The 21,086-nt window shown below is 35.7% G+C and carries 18 protein-coding genes and 2 pseudogenes; 8 read left to right on the top strand and 12 right to left on the bottom strand.

Annotation, left to right across the window (positions count from 1 at the left end; all coding sequences use genetic code 11):
* The first annotated feature begins 426 nt into the window (after positions 1-426).
* Entirely contained in the window at positions 427-2,715 is a 2,289-nt protein-coding gene (locus tag AN957_RS07120; protein WP_056683101.1) for a nitric-oxide reductase large subunit, read from the top strand.
* A 382-nt stretch (positions 2,716-3,097) separates the two neighbouring features.
* Here AN957_RS07120 and AN957_RS07115 read toward each other — a convergent pair whose 3' ends face one another.
* The 4 genes from AN957_RS07115 to AN957_RS28415 form a co-directional block, all read right to left on the bottom strand.
* Positions 3,098-3,541, bottom strand: coding sequence for a GNAT family N-acetyltransferase (locus tag AN957_RS07115; protein ID WP_075209102.1), 444 nt, complete (start codon positions 3,539-3,541; stop codon positions 3,098-3,100).
* A 186-nt stretch (positions 3,542-3,727) separates the two neighbouring features.
* Positions 3,728-4,570: a site-specific tyrosine recombinase/integron integrase gene (gene xerA / locus AN957_RS07110; protein ID WP_056683098.1), complete on the bottom strand. Its 843-nt coding sequence runs from the start codon at positions 4,568-4,570 to the stop codon at positions 3,728-3,730.
* A gap of 268 nt (positions 4,571-4,838) precedes the next feature.
* Complete coding sequence (locus AN957_RS28420; RefSeq protein WP_245637826.1) at positions 4,839-5,087, bottom strand: hypothetical protein; 249 nt, start codon at positions 5,085-5,087, stop codon at positions 4,839-4,841.
* A gap of 112 nt (positions 5,088-5,199) precedes the next feature.
* Positions 5,200-5,832 (bottom strand): reverse transcriptase domain-containing protein, encoded by a 633-nt coding sequence (locus AN957_RS28415; RefSeq protein ID WP_056683092.1) that lies wholly within the window; start codon positions 5,830-5,832, stop codon positions 5,200-5,202.
* Positions 5,833-6,562: 730 nt separating this feature from the next.
* Here AN957_RS28415 and AN957_RS07095 point away from each other — a divergent pair.
* The 3 genes from AN957_RS07095 (at position 6,563) to AN957_RS07085 (ending at position 9,597) form a co-directional block, all read left to right on the top strand.
* Complete coding sequence (locus AN957_RS07095; RefSeq protein ID WP_075209101.1) at positions 6,563-6,856, top strand: hypothetical protein; 294 nt, start codon at positions 6,563-6,565, stop codon at positions 6,854-6,856.
* Between the two features lie 338 nt (positions 6,857-7,194).
* Entirely contained in the window at positions 7,195-7,542 is a 348-nt protein-coding gene (locus tag AN957_RS07090; protein WP_056683088.1) for a YkgJ family cysteine cluster protein, read from the top strand.
* Between the two features lie 816 nt (positions 7,543-8,358).
* Positions 8,359-9,597: an IS110 family RNA-guided transposase gene (locus AN957_RS07085; protein WP_056683085.1), complete on the top strand. Its 1,239-nt coding sequence runs from the start codon at positions 8,359-8,361 to the stop codon at positions 9,595-9,597.
* A 501-nt stretch (positions 9,598-10,098) separates the two neighbouring features.
* Here the strand turns inward: AN957_RS07085 and AN957_RS07080 are convergent.
* Together AN957_RS07080 and AN957_RS28780 are read right to left on the bottom strand one after the other, a co-directional pair.
* Positions 10,099-11,154 (bottom strand): alpha/beta hydrolase, encoded by a 1,056-nt coding sequence (locus AN957_RS07080; protein WP_056683082.1) that lies wholly within the window; start codon positions 11,152-11,154, stop codon positions 10,099-10,101.
* 436 nt (positions 11,155-11,590) lie between these two features.
* On the bottom strand, positions 11,591-11,722 hold the full coding sequence (locus AN957_RS28780; RefSeq protein ID WP_281176491.1) for a hypothetical protein: 132 nt from the start codon (positions 11,720-11,722) through the stop codon (positions 11,591-11,593).
* A 331-nt stretch (positions 11,723-12,053) separates the two neighbouring features.
* Between AN957_RS28780 and AN957_RS07075 the strand changes: the two genes are divergently transcribed.
* Both AN957_RS07075 and AN957_RS07070 read left to right on the top strand, forming a co-directional pair.
* Positions 12,054-13,301, top strand: coding sequence for an IS110 family RNA-guided transposase (locus AN957_RS07075; protein WP_056683079.1), 1,248 nt, complete (start codon positions 12,054-12,056; stop codon positions 13,299-13,301).
* A 304-nt stretch (positions 13,302-13,605) separates the two neighbouring features.
* Positions 13,606-14,295 carry a YfjL-like protein gene (locus AN957_RS07070; RefSeq protein ID WP_056683076.1) on the top strand — a complete coding sequence of 230 codons (690 nt, stop codon included), beginning with the start codon at positions 13,606-13,608 and terminating at the stop codon, positions 14,293-14,295.
* 111 nt (positions 14,296-14,406) lie between these two features.
* Here AN957_RS07070 and AN957_RS07065 read toward each other — a convergent pair whose 3' ends face one another.
* The 3 genes and pseudogenes from AN957_RS07065 to AN957_RS07055 all read right to left on the bottom strand — a co-directional run bounded on the left by AN957_RS07065 (position 14,407) and on the right by AN957_RS07055 (position 17,595).
* Positions 14,407-14,772 carry a nuclear transport factor 2 family protein gene (locus tag AN957_RS07065; RefSeq protein ID WP_053474854.1) on the bottom strand — a complete coding sequence of 122 codons (366 nt, stop codon included), beginning with the start codon at positions 14,770-14,772 and terminating at the stop codon, positions 14,407-14,409.
* A 124-nt stretch (positions 14,773-14,896) separates the two neighbouring features.
* Positions 14,897-16,518 (bottom strand): annotated as a pseudogene (locus AN957_RS07060) (Tn3 family transposase); the annotation flags it as partial.
* Positions 16,519-16,737: 219 nt separating this feature from the next.
* On the bottom strand, positions 16,738-17,595 hold the full coding sequence (locus tag AN957_RS07055; protein WP_053474853.1) for a LysR family transcriptional regulator: 858 nt from the start codon (positions 17,593-17,595) through the stop codon (positions 16,738-16,740).
* Positions 17,596-17,832: 237 nt separating this feature from the next.
* Between AN957_RS07055 and AN957_RS07050 the strand changes: the two genes are divergently transcribed.
* The gene (locus AN957_RS07050; RefSeq protein WP_053474852.1) at positions 17,833-18,975 is read left to right on the top strand and encodes an MFS transporter; all 1,143 of its coding nucleotides are present in this window, start codon (positions 17,833-17,835) and stop codon (positions 18,973-18,975) included.
* A gap of 167 nt (positions 18,976-19,142) precedes the next feature.
* On the opposite strand, the pseudogene AN957_RS28975 reads toward AN957_RS07050, so the two are convergent.
* Positions 19,143-19,385, bottom strand: a pseudogene (locus tag AN957_RS28975) (hypothetical protein); the annotation flags it as partial.
* A gap of 144 nt (positions 19,386-19,529) precedes the next feature.
* Here AN957_RS28975 and AN957_RS07045 point away from each other — a divergent pair.
* Positions 19,530-19,721 carry a hypothetical protein gene (locus AN957_RS07045; RefSeq protein ID WP_056683073.1) on the top strand — a complete coding sequence of 64 codons (192 nt, stop codon included), beginning with the start codon at positions 19,530-19,532 and terminating at the stop codon, positions 19,719-19,721.
* 270 nt (positions 19,722-19,991) lie between these two features.
* On the opposite strand, the gene AN957_RS07040 is transcribed toward AN957_RS07045, so the two are convergent.
* Positions 19,992-20,369, bottom strand: a complete 378-nt coding sequence (locus tag AN957_RS07040) for a hypothetical protein (protein ID WP_156341121.1) — start codon at positions 20,367-20,369, stop codon at positions 19,992-19,994.
* Positions 20,370-20,507: 138 nt separating this feature from the next.
* Positions 20,508-21,023 carry a hypothetical protein gene (locus AN957_RS07035; RefSeq protein ID WP_056683068.1) on the bottom strand — a complete coding sequence of 172 codons (516 nt, stop codon included), beginning with the start codon at positions 21,021-21,023 and terminating at the stop codon, positions 20,508-20,510.
* Positions 21,024-21,086: the final 63 nt, after the last annotated feature.

The raw sequence follows: 21,086 nt of genomic DNA, 5'->3' as shown, positions 1-21,086 counted from the left end.
GGAATGTACTCAATAAAAGGAGAATGAACTTTAAAAGCCTAATCCTTTCATTAATTAATTTTCCAGCTAGTTTGATAGCTTCTTTGTCTAGAAAATTTATAGCTTTTTTATTTAATTTGAATTCCTTTGTATCTATATCTAATTCAACATTTTGGGTCAACTCCAATTATAATGTGATTATTTTATATATATAATTACTCTCGAATCACAGTTAAAACAAGCTCGAATATATCTAACAAGAATACATTTTCCATTTTATACATTTTTTCAAAAATAGCAGGAAGGAATTAGTAGTAATTATTTGGTAATTATTAGATATTGCGTGTGATAATTGGATTATTTTACCAAAATTGTGATTTTAGTCACTATTTGAAATATACTACCCCCTATAATTGAGGTTGAAAATAAATTAGGGAGGTAGTGAATATGGAATACAAAAAACTGTGGTTGATACTGGCCTCCGTTTTTATAGGATCTTTCATTGTATTACTCTATTTCGGTGGAGAAATTTATCAGAAGAAACCACCCATTCCTAACCAGGTTGTGACAGAATCTGGAGATGTTGTCTTTGCAAAAGAAGATATACAAGATGGCCAAAAGGTTTGGCAGCGAATAGGTGGAAATGAAGTTGGAAGTATTTGGGGTCACGGGGCATATGTTGCTCCTGATTGGACAGCAGATTGGCTTCATCGGTCTTCCATATGGATTCTAGACACTTGGGCTCAAGAGCAGTATGGGAATGATTATCAGAGCTTGTCTGAGGAAAAACAAGCATCCTTAAAAGCCCATCTTAAAAAAGAAATAAGAACGAACACCTATAACCCGGAAACAGAGAATATTACTATTTCTGAAATACGCTCTAAATCCATTTCACATATGAGTGGCTATTATGCATCTGTATTTGGAGATGATCCGGCATTAGATGAATACCGTGAGAAAATTGCAATTCCCGCAAATACTGTTTCTAATGATGAAGATATGAAAAAACTCAATGCATTCTTTTGGTGGGCTACATGGTCTGTAGAAACTAATCGACCTGGAGAAGATATCACCTATTCAAACAATTGGCCGGGAGAGCCTTTAATTGATAATGTTCCAACTTCCTCTAACATCATATGGTCGGTTACAAGTATAGTAATTCTGATAGCGGGTATAGGAGCACTTGTCTGGTACTACGCATTTCAGCGTAAAGATGATTTGATTATAGCTCCAAAAATAGATCCTTTATTATCGATAAAACAGACACCATCGATGAAGGCTACAATCAAATATTTTTGGGTTGTAACCGCATTATTAGTACTACAAATTATTTTAGGTGTAATTACAGCACATTATGCAGTGGAAGGTAACGGTTTTTATGGTATTCCGCTAAATGAGTGGTTCCCTTACAGCGTTACGCGAACATGGCATCAGCAGATCGGAATTTTTTGGATTGCAACTGCATGGTTAGCGACTGGATTGTATATAGGTCCAGCAATTACTGGACACGAACCGAAATTTCAAAAATTTGGCGTAAACTTCTTATTTGTAGCCCTTTTGGTAGTAGTACTTGGTTCAATGGCAGGTGAATGGGCAGCTGTTAAAGGGTACATTACGAATCCAACAGGTAACTTCTACTTTGGACACCAAGGATATGAATATGTGGACCTTGGACGAATGTGGCAAATCTTATTAACGATAGGGTTATTTTTATGGTTCTTCTTAATGGCGAGGGCTATTTGGCCGGCCCTTAAGAAAAAAGGCGAAAATCGCCATTTATTAATCCTTTTCTTACTTGCATCAGTAGCCATTCCGGTTTTCTACGTACCTGGTCTCATGTGGGGAGAGACAGCCCACTTGTCTATGGTTACTTATTGGCGGTGGTGGGTTGTACACTTATGGGTAGAAGGGTTTTTTGAGGTATTTGCTGTCGCTGTTTTAGCTTTTATTTTTACTCGTATGGGATTGGTCGGAACGAAAATTGCAACAACATCTGTTTTATTGTCAACATCTATCTTTTTATTTGGAGGAATACTAGGAACATTCCATCACTTGTATTTTGCTGGTACACCGGTAGGGGTATTAGCAGTTGGTGCTTCCTTCAGTGCACTGGAGGTTGTTCCACTTGCATTAATTGGTTATGAAGCATTTGAAAATTATCGTCATAGTTTTGCTAAGCCATGGATGAGACGGTATAAATGGCCGATTATGTTCTTTGTATCTGTTTCTTTCTGGAATCTACTTGGTGCAGGTGTATTCGGCTTTTTGATTAATCCGCCAATATCGTTGTATTATATTCAAGGATTGAATACGACGCCGTTACATGCTCACACAGCATTATTTGGTGTGTACGGTATGCTCGGAATTGGTTTAATGCTATTCTGCTTGCGTGGATTGTCTGGTAAAAGACCATGGAAAACAAAATTGCTTCGCTTTTCTTTCTGGGCTTTGAATATAGGTTTGTTACTGATGGCTTTCACTAGCCTTCTTCCCGTCGGGATTTTGCAGGCAATTGCCAGTATAGAACATGGTATGTGGTATGCTCGATCTGCCGAATTTCTTAACCAAAAGATTATCCACAATCTTGTGTATTTCAGATCAGTTGGGGATACAATCTTTGCTCTTGGGGTAATGGGTATTGCTTGGTTTGTTATTAGTTTGAAAACTGGTAAGGCGTTCGTACAGAATGAAGAAGATAGTTCTGTTAAAAATAATACTACGGATACGTTTTTCTAAAAAAAACGGTACATTAAATTATAATATTCCTAAGCAGGTTACTGGAAGTATATGGTGGAACAAAAAGGATTTCAAATTTTGAAGTCCTTTTTGTTTGTAAATTTAATTGAATTTAACTTAGCTACTTTGTTGACTTAAAGAAAGCCAACTAGAATGCCAATTAATAATAATATTCCTATTGAAATATTACGCATCTACAGTTAAATGTCACATTCTCACTACTTTTTTTCATGAAGAACAATTCCTTTATATAATTGAACTGTAATAAAGTAATAGATTGAATAGATAACTACGAAAATCGAGATTGGTAACCAAATACGGAAATATGGGATCACTGATGTGGGGATTTAAATTGCCAGTTGGTTGAATAAGACTTACTTAATTAAATTAGTGGTTTTACCATAGTATAATAACTGCTACCAGGAGGATAATCATTAATTTCACCAACAACTTGATACCCTTTGATTTCATAAAACGACCGAGCTTGAAATTCAAAAGTGGTCAAAAGTGCGTTCTTTGCACCCTTCTCTTTGGCGATTTTTTCCGCTTTATCAAGAAGAAGCCCGCCTAAACCTTTACCTCTGTATTTTTCACTAAACCAAAAATCATTAATTTCTAGCCAGTTCCAATAAACATCAGCATTTAAACCACCAATCCAATTTTCTTTGTTATCTGAAACAATAATATTTATCGGCTGTACAGCTTCTTTTTTCCTTGCTTCTTTATGATGAATAGAATGTTCATTATTAAATTCCCTAATATTTTCATGTAAAAAAGTCGAAAATTTTTCGTTATTATCCAACGAAATTTCTATTTTATAATTCATCTTCCTTCCCCCCATATTTGATTTATACAATATCTTTATTCTACAATCCTGTTAGTTACTTTAAGTACAATCATTCACAACCTATAATTATTTTAACATAAATAACCATTTTCCTTACTGAGTGTTATTCCAGAAAATGGCCCGATAACAAAAAAAGACATGCCTTGTTATATGCATGTCTCGATTTCAAAAATATTTACTATAAAAATCTTGCCTCAACTTTCCGCTTAGCTGGGCATATATTTTTGTGGTCTCACTCTTCTCATGACCAAGCAAGCTCTGGATCACTTCAAGTGGTGCACCATTATTAATCATATGTGTAGCATAGCTGTGTCGTAATTGATGAGGATGAATACTCTTTTTTATCCCCGCACGATTTGATATGCGTTTAATAATATATCTCAGATTATCTATACTCATACACCTGTTTGGCCTTCTTTCAGTAATAAACAAACAAGGCTCCTCATCATCTCGCTCATCTAAATACCTTTTTATCCAAATAGAACAACGAGTATTAAAGTACACTTCCCTTTCCTTATCACCTTTCCCATGTACAATGACTGAATTCGTAGAGAAATTAATATCATCTCGATTTAATTTTACAACTTCCCCAATACGGCAGCCGGTCGAATACATAAACTCAAACAGCGCATTTTCCATCGTTGTGTGACAAGCCTCTCTTAGATGTTCTATTTCTAGTTCTGAAAGGAACTTTGGAATTCTTTTACCCAATTTCGGTTCTTTTAATTTAGCAGCAGGATTTTTAAGGATATAGCCTTCTTCATGTGTCCATTTGAATAGTGATTTAATGCAACGAACCCTGTGCCCTAAACTAGATGGCTTTAAGTGATCTCCTGCCTGTATTAAATATTCTTTTAGCTTCTCAGTAGAAATTTCACTCATGTCAATGTCACCAAAAAATCGTAACAAGAGATTATATTGAAAACAATATGTTTTTAATGTTAGTGGTGAATATCCCTCAATCTTTTTATCTTGTTGATACTTTTTCCATGTTTCTGATAATAACATGACTCTTTCACTCTCCTACTATCTAAATCCATTAATCTAGATTCTATTATGTTCAAGGAGAGTCATTTCTATACGCAAGTTATTCAATAATCGCAGACAATAAATATTTAACCTTCCATGAAAAACCTTGAAACAAAAGAAAAGGACACTCCCTGTACTCAGGAAGTCGAGTAGAATGGAGCCTTTTTACCTTACGGTAAATTGTGCTCCAGACCCTCACAGAACCGTGCTTGCACTATTAATGCACACGGCTCCTCCTAGTCATCATTCACAGAATGTAGCTAATCTCTTTTCTTAAATTGTATATATTCACTTTAATTTTTGGTGAAGGTAGTGGATATTTATCAAGAAATAGTCTGAATTTATCCCATGTAAAGGATTTCCTTTGACTTCTTCTATTGAGCCATTTAAACAGTAGTCCCTCAATTTTGCACTTGAAGTTGCTGACATTTAGGCTATTATCAGTGATGCAATAATAGTTGTAATAACCGATAAGCGAGCGTCGAAATCTATCCATGATTATATGGATATTCTTATTTCTATTCTTCTTCATCCATTCTTTAGATTCTTTTAATTTATTTTGGACTTTCTTTCTACTCGATTTCCGTTTCACCCGAAATTTCCCTTGTTTACTTTGTGCCATTGTCTGTTTTGTATTTCTTTCCTTCCTCCATATATCCACCTTTAAGAAACCTGCCAATTATTCTTAGTAAGTTAGGGTCTGCAATTCGCAGTTTTAAGAACTCCATCATCCATTTGTGGTCAACGTTGTCAAAGAATCCTTTAATATCAACATCTACTACATAATTTACTGATCTCTTTTCAATATAGAAGTTCAGTATTTTCAAAGCATCATGGCAACAACGGTTTGGACGAAACCCAAAGGAACAGTCTAGAAAATCATTTTCGTAGATGGTGTTTAGTATCTTGGTAATGCCTTTTTGAACAATCTTGTCTTCGTGTTCCGGTATTCCTAATGGTCTTTTCTTGTTTGAATTGAGCTTTGGAATATACATTCTCCTGACTGGAACAGGACGATAACTTTTGCTTTTAAGTCTACTTACTAACACCTCTATATTTTCTTCTAAATTTTCACCGTACTGCTCCTTAGTTGTACCGTTAATCCCTGTTGCTTTCCTATTGGGTAGTTCATGATGACATTGAGCTAGTGCTTGCTTGTTTAATAGATGTGCAAGAGATGTAAACTTTATTTTAGGATCAGACTTTGCTAATTCTGCTATCCTTAGTAGTTTTGTTTCCATTTAAAATACCTACCTCTGTGTGTAGTAAATGTGTCTCTAGTAAGGGTGATAATTAGGTAGCAGCCTTTCCTCCATCGGCATTACCCAACTTCATTGGTACTACGCTGCTATCCGACTCCCTACAACGGCATTTGGTTTCCTTGCTTTTTATCGCTTGTACACCATACTCTTCTAAAAAAAAGAAAAGACCGGTAGGGTCTCCTGAGTTGCCGTATCATATCAATGTATGACGTGCCAAGGTCTATGACTCCAGAGAGGTTTTATCATTCTTGCCTTTAACGAAAGATAAAATGTAGCTTTCTGCAGCGCTTAAAGCATCAGCCCTCTCGAACTACAATCATTATGGAGCTCAATCCCTTCAACCATTAGGCTTTCGGCCCGCCACCTCACTGTCTACGCTTAAAAACTAAAGTTACCTTTAGTCCTCCAAGACTTGTTACGAGCGAATGGCTAGTTCTTACTCGACGGGAATCCCACCCGTTATATGATACGACCTTGCTCAGCCGCACAAGCGCCCGATTGTGGAAGATCAAGATAAAGATTGGCTGCCTTAATCTTGTTAAACTAAAGCTATCCGTTAGTTGAACAAGAAAAAATGGCTGCCGATAAGACAACTATATCTTGAATCAACATATAGTGAGTAAAACTACTTCAGCTGGGTAGTATATGTTTGGGATGGTGTGCTTTCATCATCAGCATATTCCCCATTAATAAACAAGGAAGTGAATAGATGAATCAGAATAACGAACGCAATAACTTTGGTGGAAATGTAGAAGAAAGTGGCAACAATCAAGCTGGTAGTAATGCTAATCAAGATGCAAGTGACTTTGGTGAAGCAGCAGGAACTTTTAATGGAGCCGTTACGGGTGCTATGATAGGTGCTCCATTTGGACTAATTGGCACTGTAATAGGCGGTGTTTCAGGCGGTGCTATTGGTAACCAGATCGTAGAGGGGGCTGAAGTCGATGACAAAACAGCTTCCAAAAACCGTGATGAGAGCAATAATAACTCTATAAATAAGTAGCAGGCACTTTACAAAAATGTATTTGTGTTAATCTCACCAAAAAGGACCGTCAAAAGACAGTCTTTTTTTTTTCACTAAAGCACCCGTTCGTAACATAAGATCAGCCAGATATTTCTGGTTGATCATTTTTTAATACCTTTTTGTGTTTTGGTAAATTTGTTATACTTCAAGGAAATTGGTATAATATGTTTGTTGAGATATATTTCTGATTTTATATCCTTAAAACATACACAAACCAAAGTCTTTAGATCTTCGCTGAAAGCGTCATTCTTTCAGCCGTTCTAAAGGCTTTTTTGTTGTGTCTGCATGTTTAATAACAGTTAGAGGAGATAATGAATATGGAAATTTTGCCTTGTAAAGGCTGTAAAGGAATGTGTTGTGGTCCTGTCCCTATTACTGAAAATGAACGAATGAAAATTCAAAAAGCAATTCGAAAGATGCCTGTTAAAAAACGTATGGAATTAAAAAACCAGCAACGTTATATAGGGACATGCATTTTTTTTGATGAAAAGAATGATCGATGCGGGATTCATTCGGCACGCCCCTCCATCTGCAAAGCATTTGGTCATTATCAGAATTTAGTTTGTTTTAAAAGTCCAAATACTGTTTCCGCAAAAAAGTATTATGCTAATGAACCTCCTATCGGTTTGTTAAGCGTCGATTTCACCTGGAAGGATTTCACTTGATCTGAAAAAATAGAAGAACCAATAGGTGTGAGGATAATAAATAGTATCGGAAGGAAGAAACCTCAATAGATTGATAATTGTCTATTGTTGTTAAGATGGCAAACGAAAAGAGATTTACCCGCAATGGTTTTCAAATGATCGAGAAAATGTTACCTCGGTAATCAATGAAAAAGTATTGGATGAACTTCAAAGGATGTTAAAATCGGAATATTTAAGTTGAAGGTAAATCATCATAAAAGGTGATGGAACCTACGATAAAATCCCTACCTTTAGATAGATAAGGTGTATCTATTTTATAGATGATTTAAGATTGGACACTGACAGAGAAATAAAAAAGGTAAGAAAATCAAAACCTCTTACTATTGTTGTAAGAGGTTTTGGGAAACTATTTAAGCACCAATCTTTTAATTTATTTACGTGTTTTAGAATTTTTTAGATGGTCTAATGTCGTGTAGACTCCTCTTTGTAAACCAGTAAGTCAGTATTTTGATAAGTACAAAACTGCATAATCTCTTTTGAACTTTAAGCTATATATCTAGGTGTTATTCAACAATATGGCCCGATCGTAATATAAGGTTAGCCAGATTTTTCTGGTTGACCTTTTTCTTTTAGGTCTTATTATAACGGTAGTCGGGGTAGAACGTCTGGCCCGTGGGACTTGATCCCGTCCGGAAAACTGTTCACCCCCTACTTGTATAAACATGTTTCAAGCTGGTTGGGACAAGGATCCCGTTTAACAAGCGAACCTATGATATTACAAGCAGCTTTAGGGGTTACCGACGAATTTAGTATTTTCTTAGAGGAGGAGATTTCAATATGAATCCAGTCGTTGGTCTGGATATTTTTAAAGGAGAAAGTCAGGTTCAAGCCTTTTTGGATAAAAGTCAGCCCTATCGTAAGAGCTTTAGTATTAAACATACTCTAGATGGTTTAGGAGGTTTATTAGAATTTCTAAAAGAGATTGAGAGACTGGCTGATGGAAAGCAACCTTCGGTTATTTTAGAATCTACAGGCCAGTACCATATCCCTGTCATTCAATTTTTGGAGGAACAACAGTATGTCTATATTATTGTTAACCCACTTGTCTCTCATCGAGCCAGAAGTACAAATTTACGAAAGGTAAAGACAGATGCCATCGATGCCTATCATCTATGTGAATTGTATTATAAGGAAGAGTTAGAACCATACAAAAAAAGAGGAATTCAACTCTTAAATCTTCGTAATCTCACGAGACAACAAGAAACGATATCAAGCACAGCTGCACAAACGAAATTACAGCTACAATCGATTTTAGATCAGATATTTCCTGAATATAGAGGTGTCTTTGGGAATCTATATTCAAAAATCTCGCTACAGATTCTATCACTCTTTCCGACTTCAGAAGATGTTCTAAGTGTCGGTGAATGTGATCTTACTGATAAAATCGCAGAATTATGTACAACTCGTTCAGAAAAATGGGCAAAGGAAAAAGCTCATAAATTGAGAGAAGCTGCATTACGTAATCCGTTTCAAAACAACTTGTACCAGAGCCATATCTTTAACCTAAAAATGTTTATCAACATTGTTCTTCAATATCAAGAGCATCTATCAAAGTTAGCAGCAGAAATAGATGCCCTCGCGAAAGAAATTGAAGAATATGAGATTATCCAGTCTATCCCTGGTATTGGAGAAAAGATTGCGGCAACAATCATCTCTGAAATTGGAGAGGTAGAGCGGTTTAACCACCCTAAAAAGCTAGTGGCTTTCGCCGGGATAGATCCTAGCGTTTACTCTTCTGGTAGGTTTACTGCTTCCATAAATCGCATAACCAAAAGAGGTTCTAGCAGACCAAGGCAAGCGTTGTTTATGGCTGTACAATGCGGTATAAGAGATGCACGTAAGCAAAAAACAAGTAATGAGATTATCCCTAGAAATAAGCGATTAAGAGAATTCTACGATAAAAAACGAGAAGAAGGAAAACCATTTAGAGTAGCCATAATTGCCTGTGCAAATAAGCTTTTACATTGGATTTATGCACTATTAAAAAGGAAAATGACCTTCCAAAATGCGGCTTAAAAATCAAATCTAAGTATATAAAACAAAACCTTCCAATTATATATAGGAAGGCTTATTTGGTGTACCCTTTTTTAGTATATCATGTCCGTTTTATATTTTTTATTGAAAAATCTTGACAAACTATTAGCTGGTTTTGTGGAATAGAGTGACTTACATCTTTTAACTACTTTATTATTTATTAAAAGACTTTATTGTAAATTAAACAACTTTATTATCTTTGTACAATAACCCCGTTCTAAATTTAGGACGGGGTTAAAAATATAGTAAAGCAAATAGAACAACAAAAGAAAAAACCTTCTTCAAGTGAGCAAGGACAAGGAGAAGGCAACAACGATAATACGACTATTCAAAAAGCTTATAAGAGGTATTCAACTACTCCTTATAAGTGTCTTTATATCACACGCTCAAAAAATCATGCAATCACTTAGGGAATATTCTGATTTATTACTCCTTGTATTTGTTGCTTGTTATATCTTTACTTGACTATCTTCAGACTATTTTTTATTTCTTTTTGTATTTAATACCTACGAAAACAATGAGTAAGAACAGCACTCCCAATCCGATAATCATAAGTGGATACATCATGGTACTGTCGTTAGTGTTTTCAGTACGGTTGATTATTCCTTCGGTTTTAGGCGTGGATGTCTGCGCATCTGTTTTGCCTTCGTCAGGTTTAGGCGTGGATGTCAGCGTTTCAGTTTCGCCTGCCTTTTTGTCAAAGGTTTCATTTACAAAACGCATCAAATCGTCGGCCAACTGCCTGCGCTCCTGTTTTTGTTCCTCTGTAGACCCAACCTTGGCGGAATAGCGATCCACATCCGAAAGTAAATCCGTTCCATGTTCGTAGCTGGTTAAGAGGTGAAACTCCTTTTGCTCCGAAGCGCTGGCGTCATAAAGGGGCTTTACTTCGTCATAGAAATTTCCGACGGGGTCATCGCTCGATACAGCGAAAAAAGCAGGAACGTCTATCTTTGCAACGGCTTCCAATGCGTTTCCCCTTGAATTTTTCGGAGAAGATAATAACGCCAACCCTACCAAGTCGGGAATATGAGGTGCGGCGACAGCCGTGGCGTTACCGCCGTCAGACGCCCCCATGCCCAATATTTCAGTGGCGCCTCGCTCCCTTAATACATGCGCTGCTGCAAGCACATCCAAATCCCAGCGCTGGCTTTCCGATTGAGGGGACGACCCAGACGGGAGAATATTTCTGAATTCCCAAATTATTACCATATATCCCTCATCCACAAGCCGTTCGCCAAAGGGAAGCCAGCTCGAAACCATCCAACCATTTGCGTGGCCAAGCGTGATCCCTTGGTTGCCCTCGCCCAACACATAACCGGACAGCAAAACCCCATCCTCAGTACGGAATTGGACGGCTTTATCACGGTATTTTTCTGGGAAACGGTATCCCTCCGGCAAATGGTCGTCTGTGGGAACATCCTTCCCGGTCGCTACGATGATGCTTGTTCCATTTTCAACTTCGGCGTGTGCAAGAGGCGGCAAAAACAATATTCCCGCACAAAGCACCATAAGAATACATATAGATGTTTTTTTCAATGAGAATACCTCCAAATATTTATTTCTTGTTGCATATAATTATTACGATTAACACCTGAACAATGAGTAAGAACAGCGTTCCCAATCCGATAATCAACGGAAATAGATGGTACTTTTCCTAAAACGATAACAGATGAGAGAGCCCTATCATCTGTTTTTAAACTAGCCTGCATTTTTTTGTAAGTCCTTAGGTATATGCTCCTTTAGTGGATGGTTGTGTAGGAACTTCCATTTTAATCAATAAAGCGGATTCTGTCTTTTTATTTGTTGTGTAGAAATTATTTGAAGTGAAATTGCTTTTTATGAGTAACGTAAATAAAAAGCCTAATTCCTCTTTCTTTTATCAAGGAATTAGACTTTTTATCCTCCACAATCTGGTCCTTTAACTGAATAACAAATGAGCATCTATTAGCTGGTTTAGTTGAAGAGGAAATCTTTATTTTTCGTTCAACTGTTTTAGTAATTCAATTATTTTTTTATTTTGCTCCCTTGTTATTCTTAGATTCACTTCAATTGATAAGCATGTAATAACTAAGGCAATAACACCAATTGTGATAATAAGTGCCATTTCAATTCTCCCCTCATTCCAATTAATACATTACCACAAACATCCAATCTAATTCTTTAAGTAACCTGCCCTTTCGTATTATAAGGTTAGCCAGAATGCTAAATTTTTCTGGTTGACCTTATTTATATTGGTCTTATTATATCAGTAGCCAGGGTAGAACGTAACTGCTCGTGGGGCTTCGACCCCGTCAACTAAACGGTTCGCCCCCTACTTGTAGAAACATGATTGAGGCTGGTTGGGACTTAGATCTCGTATAACAAGCGAAGCTGTGATACTGCATGGAGGAATTAGGGGTTACTGGCAACTTACTAGTTTAGGAGGAGATTTGAAAATGAATCCAGTCGTTGGTCTGGATGTATTAAAGGGAGAAAGTCAGGTTCAAGCATTTTTGGGAAAAGGAAAACCATTTCGAAAAAGTTTTAAAGTTTCTCATACTCTTGAAGGTCTTGGTTTACTTGTAGAATTTTTGGAGGAAGTTAAGAGAGCAACAGGACAGAAACCACCGATAATCTTAGAATCAACAGGACACTATCATTCCTCAGTTGTTCAATACTTGGAGGACCGTGGATATTTATTGATAATCGTTAATCCATTGATTTCTTATAAGGCTAAAAGTTCAAGTCTCAGGAAAGTAAAAACAGATGCAGCTGATGCTTACCATCTCTGCGAGCTGTTTTATAAAGAGGACTTAGAGCCTTATAAAAAGCGAGGAGTTCAACTTTTAAACCTTCGAAATCTTACCAGACAGCACGAGAATATAACTGGGGTATTAATCCAAACAAAGCTACAATTTCAAGCCATTCTGGACCAGGTCTTTCCTGAATATAGAGGGGTTTTTGGCGACTTATATTCAGTAGTATCACTGTTAACTCTTTCAGAGTTTCCCTCATCTGAAGATATATTAGAGGCAAGTGTTGAAACCTTAGCTGACAAAATCGCTCAATTATGTAAAAGCCGTTCATACAGATGGGCAAATGAAAAAGCTATTCAACTCAAAGCTGCCGCAGACCGAAATCCGTTTGAAAAGACTTTGTATCAAAGTCATATTTTGAGTCTAGGTATGTATATTAACATCATTCTTCAATACAAAGAGCACCTATCCAAGTTAGAGTCAGAGATAGATGCCCTCGCTAAAGAAGTTGAAGAATATAATATTATCAAATCTATCCCAGGTATCGGTGAAAAGATCGCTGCAACGATCTTTTCAGAAATTGGGGAGATAGATCGTTTTACTGATCCTAAAAAACTCGTAGCTTTCGCTGGAGTTGATCCTAGTGTATTCGAATCTGGTAAGTTCACAGCCACCAAAAACCGAATTACGAAAAGAGGCTCCAGTAGGCTTCGTCACGCCTTATATATGGCTGTTCGTTGTGCGATTCGTGACTGTCGTAAGAGCAAAACAAGCGATGAAATTATTCCTCGAAATAAGAAATTACGAGAGTTCTATGATAAAAAACGTGAAGAAGGAAAACCTTTTAAAGTAGCTGTTATCGCTTGTGTAAATAAGCTCTTACACTGGATATTTGCCCTTTTAAAAAGCAAAACGACTTTCCAAGATATAGATTATAACCTAAATTAAACCAAATAGAACAAAACCTTCCAAAAATAGACTAAAGGAAGGTTATTTGGCGTGCACATTTTTAGTATAGCATGAGATATTTTAAGTTTTTATTGAAAAATATTGACAAACTATTAGCTAGTTTAGTGCCATAACAAAAAAGACTGCTCATTAGCAGCCTTGATCTTTAACTCTAGCACCTGTTTGTTCCATAGCGAAAACTTAATTTGGTGAACAATTTGCTAACAGTATAGACTAAAATGAACATTTGAGATAAATTTAATCTAAAAGTGTAAAATTACACAAATGGAAAAGAGGCACTAAAATGAAAAAGAAAATAGTATGGGGATCATTCCTAGTTGCAACCATAGCAATTTGCATCTTCCTATTTATAAGCTTTTTTGGCAATCCCATAAAAAAATATATTGTTTCACGAGAGCTTACAAATAAATTAGAAGAAAAATATGATGAAAAATTTACATTAGTAAAGTCATCTTATTATTGGAAGTTTGGTACATATGGAGGCGTGTATCAACCAGAGAAACACAAAAATATTCAGTTCACAGCAGAAAAGTACCAAACGGGTAATTTTAGTGACTACTATCCCGAAGAAATATGGCTATATGAAATGGAAAAAGAGTTAATTCCTAAAGCAAAAGAGATATTCTCTGATTATGACCAGGTGGAGGCAAGTACTGTTTGGGGTATTGGGAGTGACGAAGTTAAGGAAGGAAGTATTCCAACCTATAAGGATATTTCAAATGGTGATGCACTCCAAATTATTATAAGAGCAAAAGTAGCTTATACTGATGTTAATAAAGAAGAAGTAGAACAACAAATTTTCACTCTAGTGCAATTTTTGAAAGAGAAATCGAACACAGTTGGTCTTATGGTAGCCTTCGACAGCCCAGAAGCAGCTGCAAATAATGAGTCTGGTTTTTATAATATTGCAGGACAAAACCTGCGTGATATTAGTAACGTTTCAGATATTAAGAAGTATTTAATAGAGTTGTAAAGTATATTAATTAGTAACCATATCACCTTTATTCAACTATCCTGCGCCGTTAGCAGCAAAAGAAAAGCGAGCCTTCATAATGAAGAATCGCTTCTGTCTGTGTTATAAGCATTAATGAGAAGGAGTTGTTAGTGTACCTTGATGAAAATGCATCTTCCACGTTCCATCTATTAATTTCCATATCGAACTCCGTAATGAATGTTGTTTATTTAACTCGTTATAGATTCTATATGTTGTTAAAACTATTTCCTCAGACAATGGATGGATTTCAAAATCGCTCAATTTCATACATACCGTACTAAGATTCACTTCACCAATACTCTCATTTTTATACAAAACTTTACCAGAGCTTCCGAATTCAAAAAAATCTTCTGAAAGTATGTTAGTAAGCTCATCTTTTGATGCTCTGATTTCTGGTTTTAACAATTTTTCTTCTAACTCAAGTAACAGTTCTTTTAAAGAAGATTTGTCTACCATTTACATTCACCTTTCTTTATATCCTGGGGTCCCGCCAACCAAATGACATAAAACCCACGCTAAGACATTTTAAGGAAGATAAAAAGCCGATTTTCCTACGTTAAGGAATTTCGGCCTTTATGCTTTATCTTCGGAGTGGTCGTAATGATTCTAAAGTAGTTGATTGCTTAAATTTAAACTTATACTCACCAAGGAAATTGATATGTTCCCATCCAAGCGGTGAAATATGATGTAATAGTTCTTCTTGCAAGACATCTTTCTTTTTTTTATATTCTACTGCTTTGGTTAAATATACCGTATTCCATATACTAATGGCATTAATAATAATATTTAATGCACTAGCTCTTTGAAGTTGATCCTGCAGCGCACGTTCACGCAACTCTCCACGTTTACCAAAAAAAATAGATCTAGCCAAAGAGTTCATAGCTTCACCTTTATTTAATCCACGATGAATTTTTCTCCTTAATGTTTCACTTGAGATGTAATCTAAGATGAAAATTGTTTTTTCAATCCTTCCCATCTCACGAAGTGCTGTAGCCAAACTATTTTTCCGAGCGTAAGAACCAAGCTTTCCCATAATAAGAGAAGCAGATACAGTACCCTTCCGAATAGAATGAGCTAATCGTAATACATCATCGTAATTTTTTCGAATAACATTTACATTGATTTGACCACGCAATAATTTTTCTAATTGTGGCAAATTACTAGACTTTCCTATCGTGTAAAGCTTTGAGTCAGCTAAATCTCGTAAACGCGGTGCAAAACGAAAACCGAGTAAATGGGCTAAACCAAAAACTTGATCAGTATAACCAGCTGTATCTGTATAATGTTCTTCAATCGCTAAATCTGTCTCATGGTGAAGGAGTCCATCAATGACATGTACAGCATCTCTAGCGTTTGTATTAATAACCTTTGTATAAAAACTTGAAAATTGGTCACTAACAAAACGATAAATTGTAGCACCTTTTCCAGTACCATAATGAGGATTAGCATCTGCATGAAGTGCAGAAACACCAATTTGTACACGCATGCCGTCTGATGAAGATGTTGTTCCATCTCCCCAATAGGAGGAAAGAGATAATTTATGATGGAAATTAACGAGTACAGATTACGCTTTACTCATTGCATCCTCATATAATCTCCATTGTGTTGCATTTGCCATTTGTCTATAGGAAATGGCAGGCGTAGCTTCAGCCATCTTTGTCATACCTATGTTTGTTCCCAATGCCATAAGTGCAGCCATAAGAATAGTGGTCTCTTCCTCATTTGGGATACGATTGGTTGAAGCGTGAACAAACTGTTCATGGAAACCAGTCCAATGAGCTACTTCCATTAATAAGTCAGTGAGCTTCACACGTGGAAGTAAGTCATAAAGAGATGAGCTAAAATCTTTTGCTTCTTGTGGTGTGTCTTTTTCTAAACGGCTTAAATGCAGTCTTCCATTCTCTAAACTCACCCCATTTAATTCGCCTATGTGACTTGACACCCATTTTAAGCGTTTTAATAATGAAGATGTTCGTTCTTCTAAATATTCATGAGCAGATAGACTAACAGCTAACTCGGATGTTCCAGGCTGAATCTCGTTCCACTCTTCTTTTGAAACAAGGTACTTATCAAAATCCTTATGTTGTCTACTACCACTAATAGATATATTACCTACCGAATAGAATTTCGTAGTTCAGTTAAAACAGCCATTTCATAATAATGCCTGTTAATGGTTCCATCTTCATCATATACGTGCTTTTGCTATATATTTAAAACAAAGTTTAACCGTTTGTAATAAAGTTGCACCGTTTTGAAAAAAGATTAACCGTTTATAAAAAAGTTAAACTGATTACCCCTTTAGATATGATCGTCTAAAGGGGTGTTTTTATAATGAAAAGGAAAAGAACATCTTTTGGGTTTTAACAATTATTGGCTTAAATGATTAAACAAATAATACCTTATAAATTTTTTATGAAAAGTTTAATCAATTCCAGATAAAAATTGATATAATTTTGATCCAAGTTTATTATTCCGAGCGACTAATGAAACAGTTCTTTTTCTTCCGAAATTATCAATTGGTAAAGCAAAAAGTTCGAGATGACCGATATTTTTAGCCATTAACTCTGGTACTATGGTTATCCCCATTCCAGCAGTTACGGCTCCAAAGATAAAATCACCAAAAGCTACCTCGCTTATTATGTTAGGCTTGTAACCGAGCGATGCCATTTGTTCAATAATATGCTTCCTTGTATCACAAGGAGCCTGATGAGCAATAAGTGGTTCTTCGCACAGTTCGGCAAGCTCAACCGTTTTTTTCGATTTGAATCGATGATCTAAAGGAAACACCGCATAGTAAGGCTCCGTAAACAACTCGCAACTCCACAACGATTCTCTCGTATTTAAAGCCTCAACAAAGACCGCATCAAGTCTTCCTTCCTGTAATGACTGTAGCAGTTCGCTAGAAGTATTTTGAATCATTAATGTCAAGGGTCTACCCAATAGCCGAAGTCCCTTAATCCTAGAGGGTAAATAGTAAGTGGCTAAACTAGGAAGACTGCCTATAGCTATAGGATTAGTACGACAAAATTGTTGTAATTCTTGATGAATTGCGGTTAATTCAGAGATAACAGGCGTAATTCGAGTATAGAAACGTTCACCAGCTTCCGTCAATTCAATACCAGTTGATGTTCTGTGAAATAACTCAATATCGAGATTATTTTCCAAATTCCGAATATGTTTGCTCAATGCTGGTTGGGAAAGATTATTTGCTTTTGCAGCCTTAGAAAAGCTTTTTTGTTTAGCTGCTTCAGCAAAGCTGTGCAACCACTCTATATTCATTATATTCCTCCATACCTTATAACGATTTGTTATATCCTTATAAAATAATGATTCTTCCATACTCATTGTTCTTTGGTAACATATTAAATATGGAAGATGTTTTGATTATAACATAATGTTATAGGTTATCGTCTAATGTGGTTTGTTTTTGTACTGGAATGAACAAAAGAGAAACCGGTAACTGAACATAGAATTAATCGACAGAATATTCATCACCTAGTTAGGAAGGATTAATTTATGAAAAAAGTTTTATTACTATCATTGGGTATGTTTGCCTTGGGTTTTGATGCTTATATAATTGCAGGGCTTATTCCAGGGATTAGTGAGACATATCATAAAGATGTGTCTCAAGTAGGGCAAGCCGTTAGCATATTTACTTTATTTTATGCTATATCAGCACCCTTATTTTCTTCTCTACTTGCCGGAAAACCAATCCAAAAAGTATTATTATGTTCAATGCTAGTCTTTACTATTGCTAATGGTATTACAGCTCTTGCTCCAACATTTTCTATTCTCCTATTATCTAGAGCAATTGCTGGGGTAGGAGCTGGTTTATTCTCACCATTAGCTGTAGCAGCTTCTGCACAGCTTGTTTCAAGTGAAAAGAAAGGGAGGGCTCTAGGATTGACTATAGGTGGAATGAGCATAGGAACAGTTTTGGGTGTCCCTTTAGGTCTATATATATCCGACTTGTTTGATTGGAAATCAACAATTTGGCTATTAGTTATCATTGGTGTAATTGCTGTTTTAGGTATGCTTAGATTTCTCCCGAATTTTCCAACTACACCTCCTCCTGCACTAAACGAACGATTAAAGATGTTTCTAGATAAAAGGGTAACCATAACTGTATTTATAACATTTTTTGCTAGCATTGCTAGCTTAGGCCTATACACATACCTATCACCAATATTAGAAGAAATTGCAGTTTCTAGTAATTTAACGATGTATCTTTGGGCATGGGGATTTGGAGGTTTGTTTGGCAGTTTGATGATTGGTTATCTGATCGACTATTTTAAAAAGCCAAAAACTTTGGTTACAATAATTTTAATAACTTTAACACTATCTATTATATGTATACCACTAATGATTAACTTACCAATATTAAAGTATCTACCGTTCTTTGTCTGGGGAGCAATGGGGTGGGCATGTCAAGCACCACAACAGCATATTTTACTATCATACCAGCCGAATAATGGAAGTTCAACGGTGGCATTAAACAGTTCTGTCAATTATTTAGGGAGTGCAATAGGTGCTACCTTAGGTGGGGTTGTATTGTCTTTAGAGATGGGAGCTATTACACTGGTTTATTTTGCAGTTCTTTCTATGGTGTTCTCCCTTTGTTTACAATTTTATAGCATGAAAAAAGGTGACAGAGGATAGTAAATGCTGATTGAGAAAATGATCAAACTTTTTTATAAAAATTAAATAATTTATTTCAAATGTGGAATCTATTTTGATCAAACTTTTTTCAAAATAGATTCTTTTTGTTTGCTGTAAAATGTGGGTTTACAAAGTGTTTTTGATTAAACTTTATTCTAAACCAACATTTGCCATCTATTTGATACAAAATCAAGAGGTGCACCCTCCGGTACTTTCCGTTTACCTGTTTCGTTCATTTCTCTAACCGTGTGAATTGCACGTATTAATGGCTCTGCTGATTTCGTAGAATGAAACTCAATTGATTTTAACAAGAGGGGTGTATACTTTCTCAATGTGTAGAATTTCTTCTCTAATAAGTCTAGATAATCATAGTCGATTGGACGTGCTAATTGCTTTGCTTCTTCTACATTCTTTTAAAAGACAGAGTTTAAACTATGGATATGGAGCCTCCGCAAGTATTTCCTCTCTAAAAGCCAGAAATCTTAATATCATTAATAGGTTATAAAGGGGTGTTGCTCTATCCATAATGACTAATAGGATTTGAGGGTGGAAGTATGGAAGAAATTCGTGCATTCCATGCAACACCTGTTGGGCAAAAAATAGATTCATTGCATACTTTCCTAGAAAATTACATGAAAACTTTGAACTTTGATGATGTGAAAATGCTCCAAACCGTAATGTATCTTGGAGGGATCAGGATTATGATAAATCACTATTACCCCAAGATATTTATAATGACTATCTAGACTACTTTTATAAAAAAGGCTGGGATAGCAAGGAAATTGAAATTGACCAGATGACTGAAAAAGTACCGTTAGCTGAGTATTTGAAAGCTGGTCTAGAAATTCTTAAAGTTTCTATTTAGTTAATCCAGTTTCGCTTTCTAATCAAGATTATAATGCTTCAAACAATTACAGCAGAAGGTTTAGAAAACTATTCTTTGTAAATTGAAGCAGGTATATCTTAATAAAATTTAAACACCGTTCAATTTTACTGATGAACGGTGTTTTTTATTTTTAAATTTCAATAACAGTACTTTTATATATTGGCTGTTCTGCCATAATTATATCATTAAAGCAGACTGCATACTTTGCACTGGTAATCTCTTCTCCCTTTGTTGTATAGAAACTATTATCTACACAGTACAGTATTTGATTTCGATTTGGTGCAATTGGCAGATTGCTAACGTAATTCCCTCTTACTATTTTGCGGCCGCATCGAACCCGTAATTCAACATCCATTAAATGTAGGTATTTTGCGTGTGCTACAATCCGATTATAATTTTCATTATCAATGTCAACCGAACGAATAGAAATAAGCCCATTACGCTTATTGAAGTAGCACTCTACTTTTTCTCCTAATTTTAAAGTTGCATCTTTATTAAGTTGCAACATAATTTCTAGCAATATTATTCAATAAAACTAAATAAACTTAATGCATTTTTTTCTTCCCAGTGTGAATAATAAATTTCCCAAAGTTCATTTTCAGTCGGAGTAAAGAATTGACCGTCTGCGGTTTTTATTTCTATTGTTTTATAAAAATTTATTGTAAGAAATCATTCTTCCACCTGAACCTGACTCATTTATCATTCTTTTGAATTCTTTAAAAGCTGTGATTTTATCCCCTTTTGATAATGCTCCTTCGATGATATTTGTTAAACCACTCATACGAACCCAATCTTTCACTGTCCATTGAAGAATATCTAATTTAGACATAATAGAAAGTGTACTAATCCACTGGTTAATTACTTTTTTATCTTCAAGTGATTCCTGTTTAATTAAGTTGTTATGTTTATCTACCTTTTGAAAAATAGCATCCAAATTCTCTACTTGGACTGAATTAAATAATTCAACTAGTTCTGAATGCTGTTTTTCTTTGTTATTCCGTTGAAAGCAATGACAATATTGCGCAGCTTCATTGTCTTTATTAGCGATAGTACATCCATTTTTCCCGTAATTACAGATATTCCAATCTGAATAACAAGAAAAACCACTCTTTGAAAATCCCATAACTGTAAAACCTTGTCTTGAAGGCTTACCCTGATTCATAGATAGCGCCCGGGTGAATTCATTAATTTATCTTCACCCTGTAGGCTCCCCTCCTTGCGTTAA

The organism is Cytobacillus solani, assembly GCF_001420595.1.
In the GTDB taxonomy this organism is placed as follows: domain Bacteria; phylum Bacillota; class Bacilli; order Bacillales; family Cytobacillaceae; genus Cytobacillus; species Cytobacillus solani.
The sequence above is the reverse complement of the archived record's forward strand: the minus strand, read 5'-3'. Positions and strand labels throughout refer to the sequence as shown.

Bases quoted from the DNA above. Each gene is read 5' to 3' on its own strand.
- AN957_RS07065 (WP_053474854.1), bottom strand. From the start codon at position 14,772: ATGGTAGACAAATCTTCTTTAAAAGAACTGTTACTTGAGTTAGAAGAA.
- AN957_RS07050 (WP_053474852.1), top strand. From the start codon at position 17,833: ATGAAAAAAGTTTTATTACTATCATTGGGTATGTTTGCCTTGGGTTTT.
- AN957_RS07085 (WP_056683085.1), top strand. From the start codon at position 8,359: ATGAATCCAGTCGTTGGTCTGGATATTTTTAAAGGAGAAAGTCAGGTT.
- AN957_RS28415 (WP_056683092.1), bottom strand. From the start codon at position 5,832: ATGGAAACAAAACTACTAAGGATAGCAGAATTAGCAAAGTCTGATCCT.
- AN957_RS07040 (WP_156341121.1), bottom strand. From the start codon at position 20,369: ATGTTGCAACTTAATAAAGATGCAACTTTAAAATTAGGAGAAAAAGTA.
- AN957_RS07055 (WP_053474853.1), bottom strand. From the start codon at position 17,595: ATGAATATAGAGTGGTTGCACAGCTTTGCTGAAGCAGCTAAACAAAAA.
- AN957_RS07070 (WP_056683076.1), top strand. From the start codon at position 13,606: ATGAAAAAGAAAATAGTATGGGGATCATTCCTAGTTGCAACCATAGCA.
- AN957_RS07035 (WP_056683068.1), bottom strand. From the start codon at position 21,023: ATGAATCAGGGTAAGCCTTCAAGACAAGGTTTTACAGTTATGGGATTT.
- AN957_RS07120 (WP_056683101.1), top strand. From the start codon at position 427: ATGGAATACAAAAAACTGTGGTTGATACTGGCCTCCGTTTTTATAGGA.
- AN957_RS28420 (WP_245637826.1), bottom strand. From the start codon at position 5,087: ATGGATAGATTTCGACGCTCGCTTATCGGTTATTACAACTATTATTGC.
- AN957_RS28780 (WP_281176491.1), bottom strand. From the start codon at position 11,722: ATGGCACTTATTATCACAATTGGTGTTATTGCCTTAGTTATTACATGC.
- AN957_RS07045 (WP_056683073.1), top strand. From the start codon at position 19,530: ATGGAAGAAATTCGTGCATTCCATGCAACACCTGTTGGGCAAAAAATA.
- xerA (WP_056683098.1), bottom strand. From the start codon at position 4,570: ATGTTATTATCAGAAACATGGAAAAAGTATCAACAAGATAAAAAGATT.
- AN957_RS07090 (WP_056683088.1), top strand. From the start codon at position 7,195: ATGGAAATTTTGCCTTGTAAAGGCTGTAAAGGAATGTGTTGTGGTCCT.
- AN957_RS07075 (WP_056683079.1), top strand. From the start codon at position 12,054: ATGAATCCAGTCGTTGGTCTGGATGTATTAAAGGGAGAAAGTCAGGTT.
- AN957_RS07095 (WP_075209101.1), top strand. From the start codon at position 6,563: ATGAATCAGAATAACGAACGCAATAACTTTGGTGGAAATGTAGAAGAA.
- AN957_RS07115 (WP_075209102.1), bottom strand. From the start codon at position 3,541: ATGAATTATAAAATAGAAATTTCGTTGGATAATAACGAAAAATTTTCG.